At 54.0% G+C, this 21,027-nt stretch carries 14 protein-coding genes; 13 read left to right on the plus strand and 1 reads right to left on the minus strand.

Annotated elements, in window-relative coordinates:
- The first annotated feature begins 132 nt into the window (after positions 1-132).
- Positions 133-1,002 (plus strand): 3-hydroxyacyl-CoA dehydrogenase, encoded by an 870-nt coding sequence (locus DOLE_RS04275; protein ID WP_012174258.1) that lies wholly within the window; start codon positions 133-135, stop codon positions 1,000-1,002.
- A gap of 122 nt (positions 1,003-1,124) precedes the next feature.
- Here DOLE_RS04275 and panP read toward each other — a convergent pair whose 3' ends face one another.
- Positions 1,125-2,795 carry a pyridoxal-dependent aspartate 1-decarboxylase PanP gene (gene panP, locus DOLE_RS04280; protein ID WP_052294247.1) on the minus strand — a complete coding sequence of 557 codons (1,671 nt, stop codon included), beginning with the start codon at positions 2,793-2,795 and terminating at the stop codon, positions 1,125-1,127.
- A gap of 73 nt (positions 2,796-2,868) precedes the next feature.
- Between panP and DOLE_RS18130 the strand changes: the two genes are divergently transcribed.
- From DOLE_RS18130 to DOLE_RS17020, 12 genes are all read left to right on the plus strand, one after another.
- Positions 2,869-3,189: a hypothetical protein gene (locus tag DOLE_RS18130; RefSeq protein WP_153304353.1), complete on the plus strand. Its 321-nt coding sequence runs from the start codon at positions 2,869-2,871 to the stop codon at positions 3,187-3,189.
- A gap of 11 nt (positions 3,190-3,200) precedes the next feature.
- Positions 3,201-3,644 (plus strand): amino acid-binding protein, encoded by a 444-nt coding sequence (locus DOLE_RS04285; protein WP_012174260.1) that lies wholly within the window; start codon positions 3,201-3,203, stop codon positions 3,642-3,644.
- Between the two features lie 66 nt (positions 3,645-3,710).
- On the plus strand, positions 3,711-4,862 hold the full coding sequence (locus tag DOLE_RS04290; RefSeq protein WP_012174261.1) for an ABC transporter substrate-binding protein: 1,152 nt from the start codon (positions 3,711-3,713) through the stop codon (positions 4,860-4,862).
- A 276-nt stretch (positions 4,863-5,138) separates the two neighbouring features.
- On the plus strand, positions 5,139-6,041 hold the full coding sequence (locus tag DOLE_RS04300; RefSeq protein ID WP_012174262.1) for a branched-chain amino acid ABC transporter permease: 903 nt from the start codon (positions 5,139-5,141) through the stop codon (positions 6,039-6,041).
- A 274-nt stretch (positions 6,042-6,315) separates the two neighbouring features.
- Positions 6,316-7,323, plus strand: a complete 1,008-nt coding sequence (locus DOLE_RS04305) for a branched-chain amino acid ABC transporter permease (RefSeq protein ID WP_012174263.1) — start codon at positions 6,316-6,318, stop codon at positions 7,321-7,323.
- Positions 7,320-8,081 (plus strand): ABC transporter ATP-binding protein, encoded by a 762-nt coding sequence (locus DOLE_RS04310; protein ID WP_012174264.1) that lies wholly within the window; start codon positions 7,320-7,322, stop codon positions 8,079-8,081. Before DOLE_RS04305 ends, DOLE_RS04310 begins: the two co-directional genes overlap by 4 nt.
- 34 nt (positions 8,082-8,115) lie before the next feature.
- Positions 8,116-8,853 carry an ABC transporter ATP-binding protein gene (locus DOLE_RS04315; RefSeq protein ID WP_012174265.1) on the plus strand — a complete coding sequence of 246 codons (738 nt, stop codon included), beginning with the start codon at positions 8,116-8,118 and terminating at the stop codon, positions 8,851-8,853.
- 265 nt (positions 8,854-9,118) lie between these two features.
- Entirely contained in the window at positions 9,119-10,414 is a 1,296-nt protein-coding gene (locus tag DOLE_RS04320; RefSeq protein ID WP_012174266.1) for a phenylacetate--CoA ligase family protein, read from the plus strand.
- A 47-nt stretch (positions 10,415-10,461) separates the two neighbouring features.
- Positions 10,462-10,848, plus strand: coding sequence for a YajD family HNH nuclease (locus DOLE_RS04325; protein WP_012174267.1), 387 nt, complete (start codon positions 10,462-10,464; stop codon positions 10,846-10,848).
- A 36-nt stretch (positions 10,849-10,884) separates the two neighbouring features.
- On the plus strand, positions 10,885-11,214 hold the full coding sequence (locus DOLE_RS04330) for a hypothetical protein (protein ID WP_012174268.1): 330 nt from the start codon (positions 10,885-10,887) through the stop codon (positions 11,212-11,214).
- Positions 11,215-11,615: 401 nt separating this feature from the next.
- Entirely contained in the window at positions 11,616-12,215 is a 600-nt protein-coding gene (gene tpx, locus DOLE_RS04335) for a thiol peroxidase (protein ID WP_012174269.1), read from the plus strand.
- A 315-nt stretch (positions 12,216-12,530) separates the two neighbouring features.
- Positions 12,531-21,026 (plus strand): NHL domain-containing protein, encoded by an 8,496-nt coding sequence (locus DOLE_RS17020; RefSeq protein ID WP_012174270.1) that lies wholly within the window; start codon positions 12,531-12,533, stop codon positions 21,024-21,026.
- The last annotated feature ends 1 nt before the right edge of the window (position 21,027 follow it).

The following is a 21,027-nucleotide window of genomic DNA, read 5'->3' on the forward strand; positions in this document are numbered from 1 at the left end:
CCTTGTGCTTCATCGTACGCTTGAACAAAAATCGTTCCGGGGGTAAAAGTAGGGGCAAGAATAAGAGTAAGAGCACGAGTACGAGTACGAGCACGATATTGTATTGGAACCTTGTGATGGAGGAATCAGTGGATGAAAGCAGAAGAGATTAAAAGAGTGCTTATCGCCGGGGCCGGCACCATGGGCCGGAGCATCGGTCTGTCCTGCGCCGTGCGTGGATGTGAAGTGATTTTGTATGATGTAAAAGAGGATGCCCTTGAGGCGGCCCGCAGGGCAATGGCGGTGAAAATCGACAAGATGGTCCCTGCCGGGGCTTTGACGCCGGAGGCTGCTGAATCCATCAAGGCCAATATTACCACCACCACCGACCTGGCGGCAGCGGGTGCCGACGCGGACCTGGTTTCCGAATCGGTTCCCGAAGACCCGGATATCAAGGGCGAATTTTTTGAAAAGCTTCATGGTGTGTGCCCGGAGCGCACGATCTTTACCACCAACACCTCCTCTTTGGTGCCTTCCATGTTCGCTGCCCGGACCGGACGGCCCGACCGGTTTCTGGCCTTTCATTTTCATCCGGGGTTCAAGCTGGTGGATGTGATGGGCCATGCCGGCACCTCGGCCGAAACAGTGGAGACGGTGCGGCGCTTTGCCGAACGGATCGGCCATTCGCCCATCGTGCTCAAGCAGGAGAAGGCCGGCTACCTGTTCAATTCACTGCTCAACCCCTGGCTGCTGGCCGGACTGAACCTGGTATCCCGCGAGATTGCCGCGCCGGAGGATGTGGACCGGGCCTGGACCGAGATCACGGCCATGCCCCTGGGGCCGTTTGCCCTGATGGATTTTATCGGCCTGGAAACCGTGTGGCGCATCACCGATTTCTGGGCGCGTAAGCGCGGCGACGCCAATGCCCAGAAAAGCGCCGATCTTTTAAAGCAGTACGTGGATCGCGGCCACCTGGGCATGAAGACCGGCAAGGGGTTTTTCAATTACAGCGACGGGCAATAGGTGGGTTTCAGCTAAATCGGTATCGGTATCGGTATCGGTATCGGGGTCGATCACGAGCACGAGCACGATTACGATTACGAGCACGAGCACGGGCAGGATTAAGAGTAAGAGTAAGAGTAAGATTAAGAGGGGTAGACGGGGGGAGGGGAGGGAAAGTAGCGGCGGAAGATGGATTCCTGTTCATCCAGGATGTCGTTGAGCACCGCCATGGTGGTCAGGGGGTTCATGATCACGCACCGCAGTACCACGATGCCCTTTTCATAGTGCCGTCGCATCAGGGTGGTGCGCGATACAAAGCTTTTGCCTGCTTCCCGCTGTATCCGCTGAACGGTCTTGTTGATGTGGTTCAGGGCATGAACGGCTTCGATGCGCTCTTCATCGGTGCCGGTTTGCATTATCTCTTTGAGCCCTGCCGGGCAGACCCGGTAGGTGAGAATATTGAGCTGGGGCCAGGTCACCACTTCAAACAGGTCCCGGCGTTCGATCTCCTCGGCCAGCTTTCGGGCCGTGTCAATGCCGTGTTCGATGAGCAGGGCGTATCCTTTTTTCCCCATGATTTTCAGGGCGCTGTCCAATACCAGGGAGTTTGCCTCCCTTGAGCCGGACAGGGACCGGATGCCCAGGTCCACCGACCCGTGCCGGTTGACGTAGTTGGCGTGATAGGCCACGGCATCCATGATGTGCGGATTCTTGAAATAGACCATGCCGCAGCTCATGGGCATGTAGAACTGCTTGTGGCCGTCGATGGTTACCGAGTCGGCCAGCTCGATGCCGTCGAGCAGGTGGCGGTGTGTGTCGGACAGGATCGTGGGTCCACCCCAGGCGGCATCCACATGGAAAAAAAGCTTTTCCCGGGCGCAGAGCTCGCCGATTTTTCTTAGCGGGTCCACGGCCCCGGTCTCGGTGGCGCCGGCAATGCCCACCACCGCGACGATGGCGGTATCCCCCTGTTTTCTGATATCGGCGATGGTCTGTTCAAGGCACCCGATGTCTAAGCGATGTTCCTTGTCCACGTCGATGGCCACAATGTTTTTGTTGCCGATACCCAGGATGCCGCCGGCCTTTCTCAGGGAGTAGTGGCCCCGGCGGGAGACAAGGATCACGGCTCTTTTTACGCCGTATTCGGCAAAAGCGGCGGCACTGCCGTCGGCCTCGATGCCGGCAAAATCGTTGCGCGGGGCAAAGAAGGTGTTCCTCGCCACCCACAGGGCCGTGATATTGGCCGTGGTGCCGCCCTCCACAAAGCTGCCCAGGGTGGTTTCCGGGTTCTGCACATGATCGCAGTAGAACTGTTCGGGAAACCGGTAGATCAGCCGGTGGATTTTGGCCAGCACCTGTTTCTCAAGAAGAGAGAAAATTTTGGAGGTTTCCAGCTTGACCAGGTTTTGGTTGAGGGCCGCGGCAATGGTTTTCAGGTGAACCATGAAAAAGGGAAGGGCCGAGGTCATGTGGCCCACAAAGTAGGGGGAGGCCACGTTGACGCCGTAGGGGGATATCTCCCGGATCAGTTCCTGAATGACTTCGGCCAGCCGTTTTTCCGGGTTTTCCGCGATGGCGGTGCTTTTGAACTGCCGGGCCAGGGCCTTGAGGCTGACGTCTTCGGTGATGCCCACGTGCTGTGCCAGAAACTCGTGCAGGCCGAAGAGGATCTGCTCCATGTACTTGATCAGGGTGGTGCGGCAGGCCTCGTCTTCGGGCCGGATGAAAACCCGCATCAGGGCGTTCCAGTCCGCGATCAGCGGCCTGGAGCCGGCCTGTGTGGTTGCGGTATTGCGGTTTGCGGTATTGCGCATGGGTTTACCGTTCCGACCTATTTTATCCCGTCTGTCCGTCCGCCGGGGCATTTGGTGCCAACCCGGATATTTCATGAAATATTCGGGCCAAAACGCGGGCGATTATAGCACCATGTTCCTGATGAAGCCAAAGAAAAGTTTGAAAATCTGGCCGCTTCTCAGGCAGCCCGGCCCAATTCCGGTGCAACCGGCTCTAAACGGGCGCTGCTTTTGGCAAAAACCGGTTAAAACATTGACACATCCGGCCGGTCTTGTTATAGATAAGGGCCGCTTTACGCAGCCGGCGGAGGTCTTTTGCGGGCCGCGTGTTTTTACATGGGGGTGCCGCCGGCGCGCCCGGTTCTGGCCGGGCAGGGAACCGGGGAACAACCGGCGGCTTCCGGACAACAATTAAGGACAAAAAAAGTGAGCACCAGCAAGCGCATTACCCAACTTTCCGTTTTTCTGGAAAACCGTTCCGGCCGGATCAGCAGCATCGCGTCGGTCCTGGGAGAAGCCGGGGTGGACATTCGGGCCATGTCCCTGGCCGACAACTCCGATTTCGGCATTCTTCGCCTGATTGTGGCGGACAATGACGGGGCCATCGCCGCGCTCAAGGCCCGGGGGTTTATTGTCAAGCGCAACGAGGTGGTGGCCGTCGAAATTCCCGATGAAGCGGGATCTTTGGCAAAAACCCTGGACGCCATCGAGGGCCAGGGGCTGAACATTGAGTACCTGTATGCCATTATCCGGAAACCGGGTGAATACGCGGTTCTGGTTTTCCGTTTTGATGATGTGGACAACGCTATTGCCTGCCTGGATGCCGCGAATATCCGGATGCTGTCCGACGCCGACATTGCCGGCGGATGATGCGGCTTGAAAGGCCGGGTGCAGGCGCGGGGTGGATGATATCAACAACGCAAGAGGAGGAAAAACATGAAAAAGAGTATCCTGGCAACAGCGGCAGTGCTGGTTGTCATGCTGATGTGCGGCGGCATGCTTTACGCCGCTTCGGACGATTACCGGGTGGGGTGTATTTTTTCCGTTACCGGCAAGGCCTCATGGCTGGGTGAACCGGAAAAAAAGACCGCGGAAATGCTGGCTGAAAAAATCAACGCCGCCGGCGGTATCAACGGTCACAAGCTGAAATTATATATCGAGGATGACCAGGGCGACAACACCCGGGCGGTCAACGCGGCAAAGAAACTGATCAACAGGGACAAGGTATGCGCCATTATCGGGCCGTCGGTTTCCGGCGCCACCATGGCGATTCTTCCGGTCATGCAGGAAGCCGAGATCCCGCTGGTCTCCTGCGCGGCCGCCGCGGTTATTGTCGAGCCAGTGGCCGAGAGGAAATGGATTTTCAAGACCCCCCAGAAAGACAGTGACGCCGTACGGCGCATTTACGAGCACATGATCTCCAGGGGCATCAAGGATGTGGGGCTGATTACCGGAACCACCGGTTTCGGTAATGCCGGACGCACCCAGCTCAAGGACCTGGCCCCAGAATACAAGATGAACATTGTGGCCGATGAAACCTACGGCCCGGCCGACACGGACATGACCGCCCAGCTGGTCAACATCCGCAACGCCAAGGCCCAGGCCGTTATCAACTGGTCCATCGTACCGGCCCAGTCCATTGTTCCCAAGAACATGAAACAGCTGAACATGACGATTCCGTTGTACCAGAGCCACGGTTTTGGCAACATTAAATACGTGGAAGCCGCCGGGGAAGCCGCTGAAGGGATTATCTTTCCCGCCGGCCGGCTGCTGGCCGTGGACACCCTTTCCGGCGACAATCCCCAGAAAGCCCTGCTGGCCGCTTACAAGGCCGAATACGAGGCCAGGTACAATGAGCCGGTGAGCACCTTTGGCGGACATGCCTATGACGCGCTCAGCATCGTCGTAAAGGCGCTGGAAAAAGCCGGCGACGATCCGGCCAAAATTCGTGACACCATTGAGACCATTGAATTCGTGGGTACCGGCGGGGTCTTCAAGTTTTCGGCCGAAGATCACACCGGTCTGGACAAGAACGCTTTTGAAATGCTGACCGTCAAGGACGGGAAATTCGTCGTCCTGACAGACTAGTCTCCGATACGGATGATGTATGCGTGGGGGGAGACTTCCCCCCACGCTTTTTTAGTTTCCGCCCATAAATGGCCCTTTTCCGCAATCTCTGCGTCGAACTGCGGGGCAGCTTGTGCGGCGTACACCGGGTACGCCTTCAGCCTCCACTTGTTCTCCTTGATCTTGCGAAAAAATTCACATTTATGGGCTGGAAACACCGGATGGTGCCACCCATGTAAAACGGATGGACACTTTTATGACAGGGGCGGCGGCCCCTGAAGCGTTGGATCAAGAGCAATGGACGTAAGCGGGCCTTTTTCGGATTTTCTGCAGTTCCTCTTCATGGGGGTTCAGCGGGGCTGCATCTACGCCATGGTGGCCATGGGGTTTAACATCATTTACAACTCCACCGGCATCATCAACTTCGCGCAGGGGGAGTTCGTTGTGCTGGGCGGCCTGATGATGGTCACCCTGACAATGGCCTCTCACCTGCCCATGCCCGTGGCCTTTCTGCTGACCGCTGTTTTTGTCATGGCGGTGGGCGTCCTGATGGAGCGGACCACCATCAACCCGGTGAAGAACCCCTCGGTGCTGCGGCTGATCATCATCACCATCGCGGTTTCCATCCTGATTCGCGGTATTGCCATGCTGGTCTGGGGCAAGGAGTCCCACCACATGCGCCACTTTTCCAGCGAAGAGAGTATTAATGTGCTGGGCGCCACGATTCTTCCCCAGACGCTGTGGATTATCGGCATGCTGGTTGTGACCGTGGGCGTGTTTGTCTATTTTTTCAATTACACCATGACCGGTAAAAGCATGCGGGCCTGCGCCATCAACCGGGACGCGGCCCGCCTGGCCGGGATCAACGACCGGAAAATGATCATGCTGTCCTTTGCCCTTTCCGCCGGTATCGGGGCCATTGCCGGCATCATCATCACGCCGGTGATCCAGATGGATTATGCCCGGGGCGCGCTGCTGGGCCTCAAGGGGTTTGGTGCCGCCGTGGTGGGCGGCCTGGGAAACAGTTTTGGCGCCGTGGCCGCGGGCCTGCTGCTGGGCATTATCGAGGCCATGGCCGCGGGATACATCTCCTCTCACTACATGGACGCCGCGGCCCTTTTTATCCTGCTGATTGTCCTGTTTGTCCGCCCCAGCGGACTTTTCGGCAACCGGGAGGCGGCCAGATTTAAAGAATTTTAACCCGAATATCTCATGAAATTTTTCGACATGTATAAGATTTTTTATGAAAAGCAGTATATTAAAGTAAAATTCAAGCGATTTCTAAAAATACAAACTGTCACGGGCGACTTGAGGCATTTTATGCTAATTTTATGTCGAAAAATTTCACCCTTCGGGCGAGTCGCCTTGGCCGCATCTGCTGTGTTGCGGAACATTCGCGGTAGATTGACTACAGCTTCATGTCCCGCGCCTTGCATCTGCGGCCAAATCAACTCGTGAAATATCCAGGTTATAAATGGGCATACGACACTACATTGGACTGCTGGTGCTGCTGCTGCTGATCGCGGCCACGCCGCTGGCCGTCCGCAACGATTACTACCTGGGCCTGCTGGTGTTTGCCGGTCTTAACTGCCTGGCCTGCATCGGCCTGTCGCTGCTGATGGGGTATGCCGGCCAGATTTCCCTGGGCCACGCGGCCTTTATCGGCATCGGCGCTTATGTGTCCGGGTACCTGACGGTAAGGATGGACGTGGGCATCTGGCCGGCCATGGTCGCCGGCGTGGGGGCGTGCATGCTCATGGCCCTGGTCATCGGGGTCCCCGCCCTGAAGCTCCGGGGCCACTACCTGGCCATGGCCACGCTGGGATTTGGCGAAATCGTCTATATCGTGGCCGTGGCCGCCATCGGCATCACCGGCGGACCGGAGGGAATCAACAGCATTCCCAAACTGCACCTGTTCAACTATGTGCTCAAATCGGACACCCGGTTTTTCTATTTCACCTGGGCCATGGTTTTCCTGGGGCTGTTTTTCGCGCTCAACCTTATTCATTCGCGAGTGGGCCGGGGCCTGATGGCGGTCCACGGCAGCGAGGACGCGGCCGGGTCCCTGGGGGTGAACACCGCCCGCTACAAGATCCAGGTTTTTGTGTTAAGCGCGGTTTACGCGGGCCTGGCCGGCTGTCTTTACGCCCACTACGTGAACTACATTGATCCCGGCCCCTTTGGCGTCATGCACTCGGTGCTGCTGGTCACCATGGTGGCCGTGGGCGGCATTCACCACATCTGGGGGGCCGTGGGCGGCGCGCTGTTTCTGTCACTGCTGCCGGACATGCTTTCCCTGCTGTCCGAGTATTTCGAGGGCACGGGCATTCAATACCGGTCCGATTACGACACCCTGGTTTACGGGGCGATCCTGCTGCTGGTCATGCTTTTTCTGCCGGAAGGGATCGCCGGCGGGCTGAACGACCTGTTGAAAAAGGCAAAACAGATGGTGCGCCCTGGTACCGCCGGGACGGAAAAGTGAACGAACGCATACTGGAAATAAGGTCGCTTCGCAAGGAGTTCGGCGGCGTGGTGGCGGTAAAGGACCTGGACCTGTCCGTGGACCGGGGCAGCATCACCGCGCTCATCGGTCCCAACGGGGCGGGCAAGACCACGGTGTTTCACATGATCACCGGGTTTCTCCGGCCCACCCGGGGTGACATTACCTTTGACGGGGTCGCGCTTCAGGGCCGCCCGGTTTACACGATTGCGGAAATGGCCATCGCCCGGACGTTTCAGAATGTTCAGATCTTTTCCAACATGAGCGCGCTGGAAAACGTCATGGTGGGCCGGCACCTGCGGTCACGATCGGGTTTTCTGGGATCTTTGCTGGTGCCGCCGTTTTTCCGGCGCGAGGAAAAGGAGATTCGAAAGGCCGCGGCCCGGTGGCTGGAATTTGTCGGTCTGGGCGATCTGGCCCGGCTGCCGGCGGGCAGCCTGCCCCTGGGCAGCCAGCGGATGCTTGAGATTGCCAGGGCGCTGGCCATGGAACCCAAAATGATTCTGCTGGACGAACCGGCATCCGGGCTGAATGCCAGGGAAACGGTGGCCATGGGGGAACTGGTCCGGGAGATCCGCGAAATGGGGATCACGGTGGTGCTGGTGGAGCACGACATGGAGCTGGTCATGGATATCTCCGACCAGGTGAACGTGATCAATTTCGGCAGCCTGATCGCCCGGGGAACGCCCCGTGAGATCCAGGCCAACCCGGAGGTGATTGCCGCCTATCTCGGGGAATAGCCCGGATCGGCAGCGGCGGTAAGGTTATAATAGAATGCTTCGAATTCAGAACATCAACAGCTACTACGGCCTGGCCCATGTGTTGAAGAATGTGTCGCTTCACATCAACAGGGGTGAAACCGTTACCCTGATCGGCGCCAACGGCGCGGGCAAGACCACCCTGCTGCGCTCCATCAGCGGGCTTCAGGCGATTCGGGGTGGCAAGGTGTTTTTGGAGGGAAAAGAGATCACCCAGGTGCCGGTTGAAAAAAAGGTCCGCATGGGCATTGCCCAGGTGCCGGAAGGGCGCCAGATCTTCTGGCCCATGACCGTTTTTGAAAACCTGGAGATGGGCGGGTTCCTGGTTTACAAGATGCACGGCCGCCGTCAGCTGATTGCCACCATAGAAGAGATGTTCGATGTCTTTCCGGTGCTGCGGAATCGCCGGAAGCAGTATGCCGGCTCCCTGAGCGGCGGCGAACAGCAGATGCTGGCCATTGCCATGGCCCTGATGCTGCGGCCCCGGCTGCTGCTGCTGGACGAGCCGTCCATGGGCCTGGCCCCGCTGATTGTGCGGGAGATATTCCAGATTCTGGACCGGCTGAAAAAGGAGAACGACCTGACCGTGCTGCTGGTGGAGCAGAACGCCCGGGTGGCGTTGAATTTTGCCGACCGCGGCTACGTGATGGAGACCGGCCGGATCATTCTGGAGGATTCGGCATCGGCCCTGCTGGCCAACCAGGAGGTCAAGCGGGCCTACCTGGGCAGGGACCAGAAAGAGATATGGGAGTAGTTTTGGCGACTTCGTAAAAAGCCCAATTTCTGTGTTGCGCCGCATCCCTCGTCACTGCGGCGTACGACAGGTACGCCTCATTCCTCGGGATTTGCGCGCCTTGAACTTGGACTTTTTACAAAGTCGCCTGGTGAGATGATTAACTTTGGAGCGCAGCCTGTTTAGCGGCATCTGTTTATGTCGGAAAAACCGCATGGAATATGCGGGGTGGTGTAATATATTGCTTTAAACGCGGCCACGTGCCTGTAAAAACCGGAGGGACCGGATGAGCAATTTCTGGGATCAACAGAACGAGTGCATGGATCGCGAGGCGATCCGGCAGGTTCAGCTTGAGCGGCTTCAGGCAACGCTGAACCGGGTGTATAAGAACGTTCGGCACTACCGCCAGGCATTCCGGGAAATCGATTTTGTGCCCGATGATCTGACCGACCTGGATCACCTGACCCGGCTGCCCCTTACCACCCGGGCGATACTGCGGGAGAACTATCCCTACGACATGTTTGCCGTTCCCCTTCGTGAGGTGGTGCGGCTGCACGCCCCGGCCCTGACCATGGACAAGCCCCAGGTGGTGGGGTTTACCGCGAACGACCTGAAAAACTGGGGCATGCTCATGGCCAGGGGCCTTTCTTCCGTGGGTGTGAACAACGAGGACGTGGTGCAGGTGGCCCTGGTGCCGGGCAAACTGATCGGCCCCTTTGGATTGCAGCTGGGTACCGAGCAGATCGGGGCCTCGGTGATTCCCATGTCCGTGGGCCGGCTGGCCAGCCAGTCGAAAGTCATGCGCGATTTCCGGGCCACTGCCTTTGTTTCCACCCCCACCTTTGCCATGCGCCTGATCGACGAGATGGAACACCAGAACATCAGCGTGATGGACCTGTCTTTAAAATACGGCATCTTCGGCTCCGAGCCCTGGTCTGAAGCCACCCGCACCGAGCTGGAATCGGCCCTGCGGATCACGGCCACCGATGTTTACGGGCTCAAGGAGGTGTTCGGCCCCGGCCTGGCCTGGGAGTGCCCGGCGAAAAACGGCCTTCACCTGTTCGAGGACCATTTTATTCCGGAAATCATCGACCCGCAGACCGCAAAACCCCTGCCGCCGGGAAGCGAAGGCGAGCTGGTGATCACCACCCTGACCAAGGAGGCCTATCCCCTGATCCGCTTCCGCACCGGGGACCTGGCCCGCATTGATGACATCCCCTGTTCCTGCGGCCGGACCCACTGCCGCATCTCGCGTATATTCAAGCGGTGTGACGGGGCCATCGTCATGCGGGGCGGCAGCATCGTGCCGGAGCAGGTCGGGGCGTTGCTGGCCGCTGAAAACGGTCATATTCCCGACTACCAGCTCCTGGTGGAAAACCGGGGCGGGCAGGACCACCTGACGGTGCTGATCCGGATATCGGACAATATTTTCTTTGACGAGATGGGAAAGCAGCGGACTTACATGGAACGGCTGCACCGGCTGGTCAATGAGTTCCTGGGATGGGAGGCCACCATTCGCATGGTGGAGCAGGGGGCCTTTGACCCGGCGGACAGGGTGCGGGATGAACGGAATTTGCAGTAGGCGAATATTTCTGCAATATTCGGGTAGACGCAACAGGGAGACATCACATGCCTTCAATAAAGGGAGGTCCGGACAGTAACGGCGTGAACCGGCTGGTGGCCGACGTGCTGGCCCGTCGTAAAGAAGCGGAAAAGGGGTACCGGGAACGGGCGCTTAAGCTTTTTCCACCGATCTGTGGCCACTGCGGCCGGGAGTTTTCCGGCAAACGGCTGCGCGAGCTCACCGTTCACCACAAGGACCACAATCACGATAACAATCCACCCGACGGCAGCAACTGGGAATTGCTCTGCCTGTACTGTCATGAAAACGCCCATGGCCGGCAGGCCGTGGCCGATGCCTATGATCCATCCGGCGGCCCGGACCGGGAGCCGGCTTCCGGCTTCGGGCACAAGCCCTTTGCCGGCCTGGACACGCTGTTGAATAAAAAAGAGTAAAAACAATAACCCGTTGTCCATACAAAGGAGTACGAAATGAATCTTAAAGCCAAGCCGTATGTTGAGGCGCAGAAGAACAAAATCCAGGCAGACCTGGCGGCCCGCGTCGCGCTGTTAAAAGAGCGGGGCATAGAGGGCAAAGGCCTGGAAAAGGACCCCCGTGTCCGCAAGCTCAAGGCGGACATTCGCCAGGCCAACACCCGCCTGTCCAGTATCGTAGCCGCAGAGGAGCGCAACGCCCGGGTGGCCCAGAGCACCAAAGAAAAGGCGGCGGCCGGCAAACAGCCCAAGGCCGCCAAAAAAGTTGAAGACAAGCCTGTAAAGAAAGAGAAAAAGAAAAAAGAAAAGAAACAGGCGGAAGCCTGATCCGGTATTGCCGGCGGCCCGGCTCTCGCCGGGCCGCTTTCTTCTTGACAAAACCCTCCCCCGCGGCAAAAAATACACTTTCCGGTGCCGGCACCACTGCCGCGCCCGGTGGCTGGATAATTCGGCTGAAAAAGTAAAAGGGAGGCAGGCACAGATCTGCCTCCTTTTTTCATGGTGAACGTTTGTTTACATCTCTCCTTTTTCGGGTCATATCGGCCGGTCGATATCAAGCCCAAAAGTTGCATAACACCCCTGGGGCTGGTATTATATTACAAAATTTACAGCCTGTTCCCATATTGACCGCCGAACAGACGTATTCTGACACGACACTTCGGCAGTATAATTATTGTTTGATAATCCCCGACTTGTTCTAAATTTTCAGAGGGTAGAGGAGGCGTTGTATGGCTCAAATAAAGTTCAAAGGCAACCCGATAAACACCTGCGGCGAACTGCCGAAGGTTGGAACAAAAGCCCCGGATTTTCTGCTGACCCGGACCGATCTGTCCGATTTTTCCCTGGCTGATGTGGCCGGGAAAATGGTGTTGATGAATATTTTTCCCAGTATCGATACGTCGGCCTGCTCTATGTCCGTCCGCACCTTCAATAGCCGCATCACTCAATTTTTCAAGACTGTTCTTCTGTCCATATCGCTGGATTTGCCGTTCGCCCACAAACGGTTCTGCGAAACCGAGGGGATTGAAAATGCCATTTCCGCCTCAGAGCTGCGCAACCGGAAATTCGGTGACGATTATGGCCTGCGGATAACAGACGGCCCCCTGGCCGGGCTGCTGGCGCGGGCCGTAATTGTTCTGGATGAAGCCGGAACCGTCCGCTACACTCAATTGGTGCCGGAGATCGCGCAGGAGCCGGATTATGAGGAGGCTTTGAATGCCTTGAAAACTGCGGCCACGGAGACCGATTCCTGCACTTACACCGAAACCGCCGAGCATGCCCGCCCCTTCTCATCGGATGAGCCGTGCGATGACGGCCGGTCCGGGTAGCCCGGAGTTTTATCTGGAAACCATTAAAACCATTGTATAAAATTAAAAAGAGGCCCTGACCCCCCGGCCTTTTCCCAGGAACAAACCCTCACATTTATTCAGACCGCCCAATCGCCCGGCAGTTTCACGGGCCTTTAAAAACGTTGTTTTTGTGTTTATTCCAGGAACAATAAAACCTAAACAGGCTGTAAAGTTTTTGCTTGATTTATAGTATGGACTCCGATAAAGGCATATGCATATGGGAGGGGAGACCCACAAGACCTCGCCAGAATTCAGTTTTTTTATCCATACAAGTAACTATTCCAAGGGGGAAGTATGGCAAAGAAACCCGCTGCTCTGCTAACAGCCTTATTTGTATTGGTTTTTGCGTTTTCCGCTCACGCCGAGGCATCTTCTTTTCTGGACAGAACCGTCTCCATCAACTGGCTTCACTTTGCAAAATCAGCCGATCTTTTCACCGCTGATGCCGAAGCCCAGGGGGTTCTCAGGATCACCAATACCACTCCGGACAAATCATACTGGGGTTATGTGGTCCTTAACGGCAGGACCTACTGGCTCAACAATAATGATACTTTTGTTCAGCCGGTCTCTCTTAAGCGGTTCAATGCCTTTTTCGTGTCCCTGCTCGGTGCGCCGGGCACTGCATTGCATATTGAAATCCTTCCCCCCAAACCAGAAATCATCTCTTTTACAATTGCGCCGAATTCTGTTGTGCAAGGTTCAACAGCAACCCTGGCCTGGGCAACGGAAAACGCCGATACCGTCGCCATAGAACCGGGTATCGGACCAGTGGATCCCGATGGTTCGGTCACTGTGGCGCCGGATGCCACCACAACTTATACCCTGACAGCGGCAAACGCTTACGGCTCTGTCAGCGAAACCGCCACGGTTACGGTTCTTGTTCCGCCTGCAATAACCATTGTTGAACCAAACGGACTCAATGACATTGCAGATGAATCCTTTACCATTCAGTGGGAAGACGAAGACCCGGACAGCGACGCCACCATATCCCTTTACTACGATACCGACAACACAGGCGCGGACGGCATTCTTATTGCCCTGGGCCTCGGCGAAGACCCCGACGGTGTGGATGATCAATTCACATGGGACATTTCGACAATCATGGAAGGGGATTATTACATCTACGCTGTTATCGACGACGGCGTCACTCCTGCCGTGATTGCGTACAGCCCGGGTCCTGTGACTGTTTTGCATAACATTCCACCGGAGATCACTCTTACGTCCATAAGCGCATTTGTGGGTGACGGATCGTATGAATATGTAGACAGTCGATATTCAAATACCCTTTTGTACAACTGGCTGGATATTACGGCTGTCGGCACTGAAATATTGTTGACCGGGTTTGATGACGCATATTCTGTCAATCTTCCATTTGAGTTTCCGTTTTTCGGCGATATCAAATCATCGATACTGATTAGCTCAAACGGATACCTCACTTTTGGGAATTACGGCACCAACTGTAATAACAGACCGATACCAGAGTTTTTTGATCCAAACGATTTTATCGCTCCCTACTGGGATGATATTGTGCCGGATAAAGGTGGATCGTTTCATTATTACTATGATTCGGGAAACCAGATCTTTATTGTTCAGTATACCGAAGTGCTGCCATACGCAGACGATGCCCCGAAAACATTTCAGGTCATACTTTATCCAAACGGAGATATACTTTTCCAGTACAAAGAGATGCAGGGGAACCTCACTTCCGCTACCGTGGGTGTTGAGGATAAGTATGGTACAGAAGGCCTTGAGCTTGCATACGACAAAGCTTTTATTGAAGATAACCTGGCCATTCTGATCAAAAGAGCCGTGTCAAAAAATGCGATTGGCTGGAACGACGAAGATCCTGATGATAATGCCGCCATATCGCTTTATTACGATACAGATAATACAGGAGCGGACGGCATTCTGATTATCGCAGGCATTGAAGAAGACCCTGACGGCCTGACCGAAGACCAATACATATGGGATTCGTCAGAAGTAGCAGAAGGAACCTACTATGTTTATGCAGTCATTGATGATGGCGTCAACGTTCCAGTGGTTTCTTATTATCCTGAGCCCATAACTATTGATCGCAGCTCCCCTCGGTTTGACGAACTACCAGAGCAGGAAGGAATGGAAAACGAGAGCTTGACTTTTACAGTTCAGGCCCAGGATCCCAATAATGATTCATTAACCTATTCCGCTTCAAATCTTCCTGAAGGGGCAATTTTCAATTCTGACACACGGGTGTTTTCATGGACCCCGACAAGTGACCAGACTGGTGAGTACTATGTCGAATTCACCGTCACTGACGGTGAACACACAGACACCATGTCTGTTCGAATAACCATCACACTGCATCTGCCGGTCGTTTCTATCATCGCCTCCCCTTCAACAGTTGTTCCCGGAGGGTCTACGGTTCTGAGCTGGTCATCGACGTATGCAGATACATGCTATATCGAACCGAATATAGGAAGTGTGGCGACAAGCGGTTCTGTCACCGTATCTCCTGAACAGATTACAGTATATACCATCACTGCCGTCGGCCCTGGCGGAACCACCACCAGAAGCGCCACCGTCTCCATCACACCCCCCAGTGTAAGTCTTACTGCCAACCTGCCGGTCATTCAATACGGCGAAGAAATTACGCTGACCTGGACATCCACATATGCGGAGACATGTACAATTGAACCCGGCATCGGTGATGTGCCATTAAATGGCTCTGTCACGGTATCGCCGGAAGAGACCACTACTTATACAATCACGGCCACCGGCCCCGGCGGTGTGGCAACACGCAGCACCACCCTTACCGTCAAGCGTCCTCCCCAGGTTAGCCTGAACGTATCACAGGCGGTTATTAACTATGGAGAATCCATCATATTAACCTGGGAGGCGTGGCCGGCACAAAGGGCTTATCTAAATAACGGCATTGGATTAGTTTCTGCCAGCGGGTCCATGACGCTGACACCAGAATATACAACCACCTATACATTCACCGCCGTCAATAATGATCAGTCAACCTGCCAGACGATTTCTGTCAAAGTTTTGGGCCACCCGCCGGAACCTCAGCCCGAAGGTACTTTTGGCGGCCAATATAACGATCTTATTCCGGAAGATGCGAGCCTTGAATCGTATGATCCGGACCGGTTCGTCGTTGCCACAGGGTTGGTAAGGGATATGAGCGGCATTCCACTTCCGGAGGTAGCAGTGAACGTGCTGGGCCACCCTGAATATGGGACAGTACTTACAGATGAAAATGGAAGATACTCCATACCGGCGGAAGGAGGGGGCCTGCTCAAACTATCTTTTGAAAAACAAGGGTATTTGACATCCCATAGAAAAATTGAAGCATCGGTAACTGATATTCTGATTCTTAAGACAGTGACTCTCATATCACCTGACACTGCTGAAACGACAATATTTTTCAACGGTGATCCAAGCACCATTACCGTCCATAAGAGCACAGAAACACTCGATGCCGAGCTTGGCGACCGTTCATGCACCATGGTCTTCACCGGTGAGGCCAAGGCATACGAAGTAGATGAATTCGGGAATCAGGTCCAGGAGCTTTCCTTAATAACAGTCCGGGCAAGTGAGTATGCAACACCAGAATCCATGCCGGCTATCCTTCCTCCCAACTCCGGCTATACATATTGTGTTGAACTGGAGGCAAGCGGGTTTGACCGGGTAATGTTCGATAAACCTGTCATTGCTTATGTAAATAATTTTTTGGGATTTGATGTCGGAGAAATAGTGCCCTCTGGATATTATGACCGAGGGCGCTCCGCATGGGTGCCGTCTGACAACGGTGTAGTGGTTAAATTGCTTGATACTGACAACGATGGAGTTGTGGACGCCCTGGATGCCGATAGCGATGACCTGCCGGATGATCTTAATGAAAATGGTGTACTCGAAGATGAAGTCGCCGGGTTGAATGACCCTGGTACGTATAGCCCCGGTGCTACATTCTGGAGAGTTCCCATAAATCATTTTTCACCATGGGATTTTAATTGGTCTTTTGGGATTCCAGAAAATGCCATTTCGTCTAATGCTGAAAGCCCCCCGGATGTGGATGAGCAAAAGCCTACCGTTGATGATTGCGATAAAGACAGTAATTCATATGTCAATATCAGAAGTCGTATTCTCCATGAAGATATTCCTCTTCCCGGCACAGGCATGTCCCTTCACTATGCCAGCAACTGGGTAAAAGGCGCCAGTATTATTATAGATGTGCCGGTAAGCGGAGCTTCTGTGCCGGCCAGTCTTAAACAGATAATTGTTAACATGGAAGTTGCGGGAAGGATGTTTGAGCAGGTGCTTGCCCCTCTTCCCAACCAGGCAGCGAAATTCGTCTGGGATAAACGTGATTATAGAGGAGATTGGGTAGAAATTCCGGTCGTTGCTCATATTCACATCGGTTTTGAATATGGCGGTGTTTACTATGAAGCTGAAGCTGATTACAAAAAAGCGTTTGCACAGTCTGGGGCAGATACCGTTACCAATGTTCCTTCAAGACAAAATGTTATTCTGTGGGAAACGCATGAGACCCAAATAACTCCCATTCCTCCTGTAGATAAAAACGTTGACAGTCAGCTTGCGGAGGGGTGGACTCTTTCTTCCCAGCACAGTTTATATATGGGGAATATCGGCGTCCTCAATAAGGGCAATGGTGAAAAAATAGAGCGAAATGCAGTTATTATCACAACAATTGCGGGTGGGAACGGGGGGGGCTACAGCGGCGATGGTGGACCTGCTGTGGATGCGCAGTTGGCATATCCAACAAGCGTGACAATGGATATGCGCGGTAATCTGTATATAGCGGATTCTACTTACGAAATTGTTGGAGGGGCTATCTCTATCAAAGATATTATTCGGAAAGTTGATAAGGATGGTAATATTACGACTTTTTTTGAAGGCCCAATAATACGGTCCATAGGCAACCTTGATATTGAAGTGGCGCCCGATGGCATGCTTTACATCCTGAGCAGATCAGAAAATCAATTGCGAAGAGTAGATCTAAACGGCATTGTCTCCATCGTGGCCGGAATCGCTACCTCGTATCCCCCTGGGATGAAGGTTTTCGCAGGCGATGGAGGGCCAGCCATTGAGGCACGACTTTACCATCCCCAAGGCATGGAAATAGATGCCTCTGGTAATATTTATATCGCAGACACAGATAATCATTGTGTCCGCAGAATAAGTCCGGACGGGATTATTGAGGCATTCGCAGGCATGGGTGTCGACGCTGGCTACAGCGGGGACGGTGGCCTGGCGGTTGATGCCAGGCTGCAAAGCCCGACCGGCTTGGCCGTCGACAAGACAGGCAATCTGTTTATTGCCGACAGTGGCAACTTTAGTATCCGTAAAGTAGATCCGAAGGGTGTTATCACAACAATTGCCGGTGGAAACGGACCGGGCTACAGCGGCGATGGATGGCCGGCCGTGGATGCGCAGTTGCAATCTATAAGCGAGATTACACTAGACAGTTCCGGAAACCTCTACTTGACGGGCTATGACCACATTCGAAAAATCAATCAGGACGGCATTATCACAACAATTGCCGGAGGAAACGGTTCGGGTCACAGCGGAGACGGAGGCCCGGCTATTTATGCACAACTGGGGTTGGGCCTTAACGATATTATCGCCGACCCACGAGGGAATCTGTATATTTTAGACACTTCTTATTGTGGTGTCCGTAAAGTAGGACCTGCCCCTGTCGTGGCTGGTTCCGTAGGGGTTGGGGAGGTTATTTTTGTGGAAGAAAATGGGCTTGGGCACATTATGTTGTCCAATGGCAGGCATTCAAGGACCATTGATACGGCCTCGGGTGTTGTACTAAAAAGCTTTACATACGATACTGACAACCGTCTTGTGTCTATAACCGATCAGTTCGGAAACGTAACAACAGTTGAGCGCAGTAGTGATGGCCGACCCACGGCGATTATCTCTCCTGATGGATTAAGAACCGATCTTTCCGTCGATCCCGCTACCAGTCATTTAAATCGAATTACCCATCCTGACGGTGGTTATTATGACTTTGGATATACAACAGGCGGCTTAATGGAATATGAGATCGATCCTGCAGGAAATCGTTTTGATCACATTTTTGATATAGAAGGGCGATTATCAGAAGTGTTGGATGAAGAACACGGCCATCAGTATTATGAGCAGATGAAGTATCCAAGCGGTGATATCCTGACAACGGTGACAACAGCCGAAGGTAACGTAACATCTTATCTGGATCGAACGGAACTGTCCGGTGAATATACATCGATTATCACTGACGCTCCAGGCGGTCAGACCACTTATATTAGATCTGCAGACGGGTTTTATGCTCAGAAAGATTTAGCCTGCGGCATGGCGCTGGATTTTGAATATGGTATTGACCCGGCCTATAAATATAAATTTATCAAGGAGTCGCATGAAATCGCACCGTCCGGTATCTCAAAAAGAAATCAACTGGATATCTCTTATGAAGATACCGATCTGGACGAAGCCCCTGACCTGATTACCCGGAGTGTGACAGTCAACGGCAAGACCACGACTGTACAAAAAGATGTGATTCAGTCAACTGTTACCGCCACATCACCGGAAGGCCGGGCCACTGTATCCTCCTACGATCCTGATACACTGGTCACGCTAAGCACAGGAATAGCCGGTCTGTATCAGACAAACTATGGCTACTATGCTGACGGCCGACCGAAATCCGTCATGACCGGTACCAGGGAGACTTCTTTTGCCTATGATTCATATGGCTACCTGGCATCTGTTACTGACCCCAGAAGTCTGACCACATACTTTACAAATGATCTGGCAGGCCGGGTTACGCATATCGCCCGCCCCGACGGTACAAACCTGGGGTTTGAATATGACGCCAACGGCAACATGACCGTGCTGACCAATCCGTCGAACGTGGACCATCTGTTCGGGTATAATGGAGTTGACCTGAAAAGCTTCTACACAACGCCGCTCAGCGGCAGCTACAGCTATTCGTATGACAAAGACCGGCGGCTGGTTCAAAAAGATTTTCCATCCGGGCAGTCTATTTACTGGGATTATACAAACCCGTCAGACGCGACAGACAAGTCCCGGCTGTGGCGTGTCATCACCCCGGAAGGTGATATTGATTACACCTATCTTTGCGGGAACAAGGTCGAGTCTGTATCAACCGTCACGGAGGCCATTGCATACGGCTATGACGGCAAACTGGTCACCTCTGAAACCCTGTACGGAACCATCAACAAAACCCTGTCATATACCTATAACGAGGACTTCAACGTAGAGTCCTTCACCTATGCCGGGGCCACGGAAGGATATCTTTACGACAATGACGGCCTGCTCACCGGCGCAGGTGGCTTTACCATATCCCGGTACAATGACCCCGGCGTCAACGAGACCGGTCTTCCCTATAACGTGACCAACGGCGCTTTCAGCCTGGGCAGAACATTTAACGGCTATGGTGAGACCGGCAGAGAATCCAGCACCGTCGGCGGTTACGATGTGTATGAATGGAATGTAATAGACCGTTATGCCGACGGCAGAATAAAGACAAAAACAGAGACCATCGGCGGTGTCACCACCACGTTCGGCTACACGTATGACGAGATGGGCCGGCTTGAGACCGTGACAAAAGACGGCTCTCTCGTCGAATCATACGACCATGATACTATCCCTTACGGCACCTGCACATACCAGATGAACTCGCTTCGGGGCATTGCCGGCCGGGTCCTGGATTATGATGCGGAAGACCACCTTCTTTCTGCCGGAGGGACAGACTATCAGTATGATCTGGATGGGTTTTTGACATCCAAAACATCGGGCACAGAAACCACATACTATGATTATTCATCCCGTGGGGAGCTTCTGAGCGTTGATCTGCCTGACGGCACGGACATCACCTACGTTCACGATCCCCTTGGTCGGCGCATCGCCAAAAAGGTCAATGGTACGATCACCGAGAAATATCTCTGGAGCGGCCTGACAACCCTGCTGGCGGTGTACGACGGCTCGGATAACCTCCTTATGCGGTTTGTGTATGCGGACGGCCGCATGCCTGTGGCGGTTGAAAAAGGCGGTATAACATATTATCTTGCCTATGATCAGGTCGGTTCCCTGCGAGCCGTGGCCGATGCCGCAGGCAACATCGTCAAGCAGATCGACTACGACAGCTTCGGATTTATGTTGAATGACACCTACCCGGGCTTTGAAATACCGTTCGGGTTTGCAGGGGGCCTGTATGATAAAGACACAGGTCTTGTGCGCTTTGGATATCGCGATTATGATCCGAATACCGGCCGCTGGACAGCCAAGGACCCAATCGGATTCAATGGCGGGGCAAGTGACCTTTATGGGTATTGCCTAAATGATCCAGTTAATATGATTGATGGTATTGGCTTAGCTGGTTTTGCCATTGATGCTGGGGGTGGTTACGGGACAGGATGGGGAACTAATAATTACTCTGAGGGTGGGAGCGCTGGAACAGGATTATTTATCGGAGTTAAGCCAGATACTGGTGGGTATGCCCAATTAGGCGCTTATACTTATCAGTCCTATGCTGACGAAATACCTGGTGCACGGCTTGGGGCCGGGTTTAATGCAACTTACTATAAAGGCGACTCTGCCGACTTTTTTAAAGGTGAAATGAATTATACCATGTTAACCCTTTTTATCGCGTCTCTGACAAAGTATTCAGATCCATGTACAGGTAAAACTACAGGATGGACCGTAAGTTTAGGTGGAAAGGGGTACGGTCTTACTTGGTTTGAAAAAGGGACGTCAAAGTCGTGGTCTTACGCATTGCAAGAATGAA

It is taken from the genome of Desulfosudis oleivorans Hxd3, assembly GCF_000018405.1.
Taxonomy (GTDB): domain Bacteria; phylum Desulfobacterota; class Desulfobacteria; order Desulfobacterales; family Desulfosudaceae; genus Desulfosudis; species Desulfosudis oleivorans.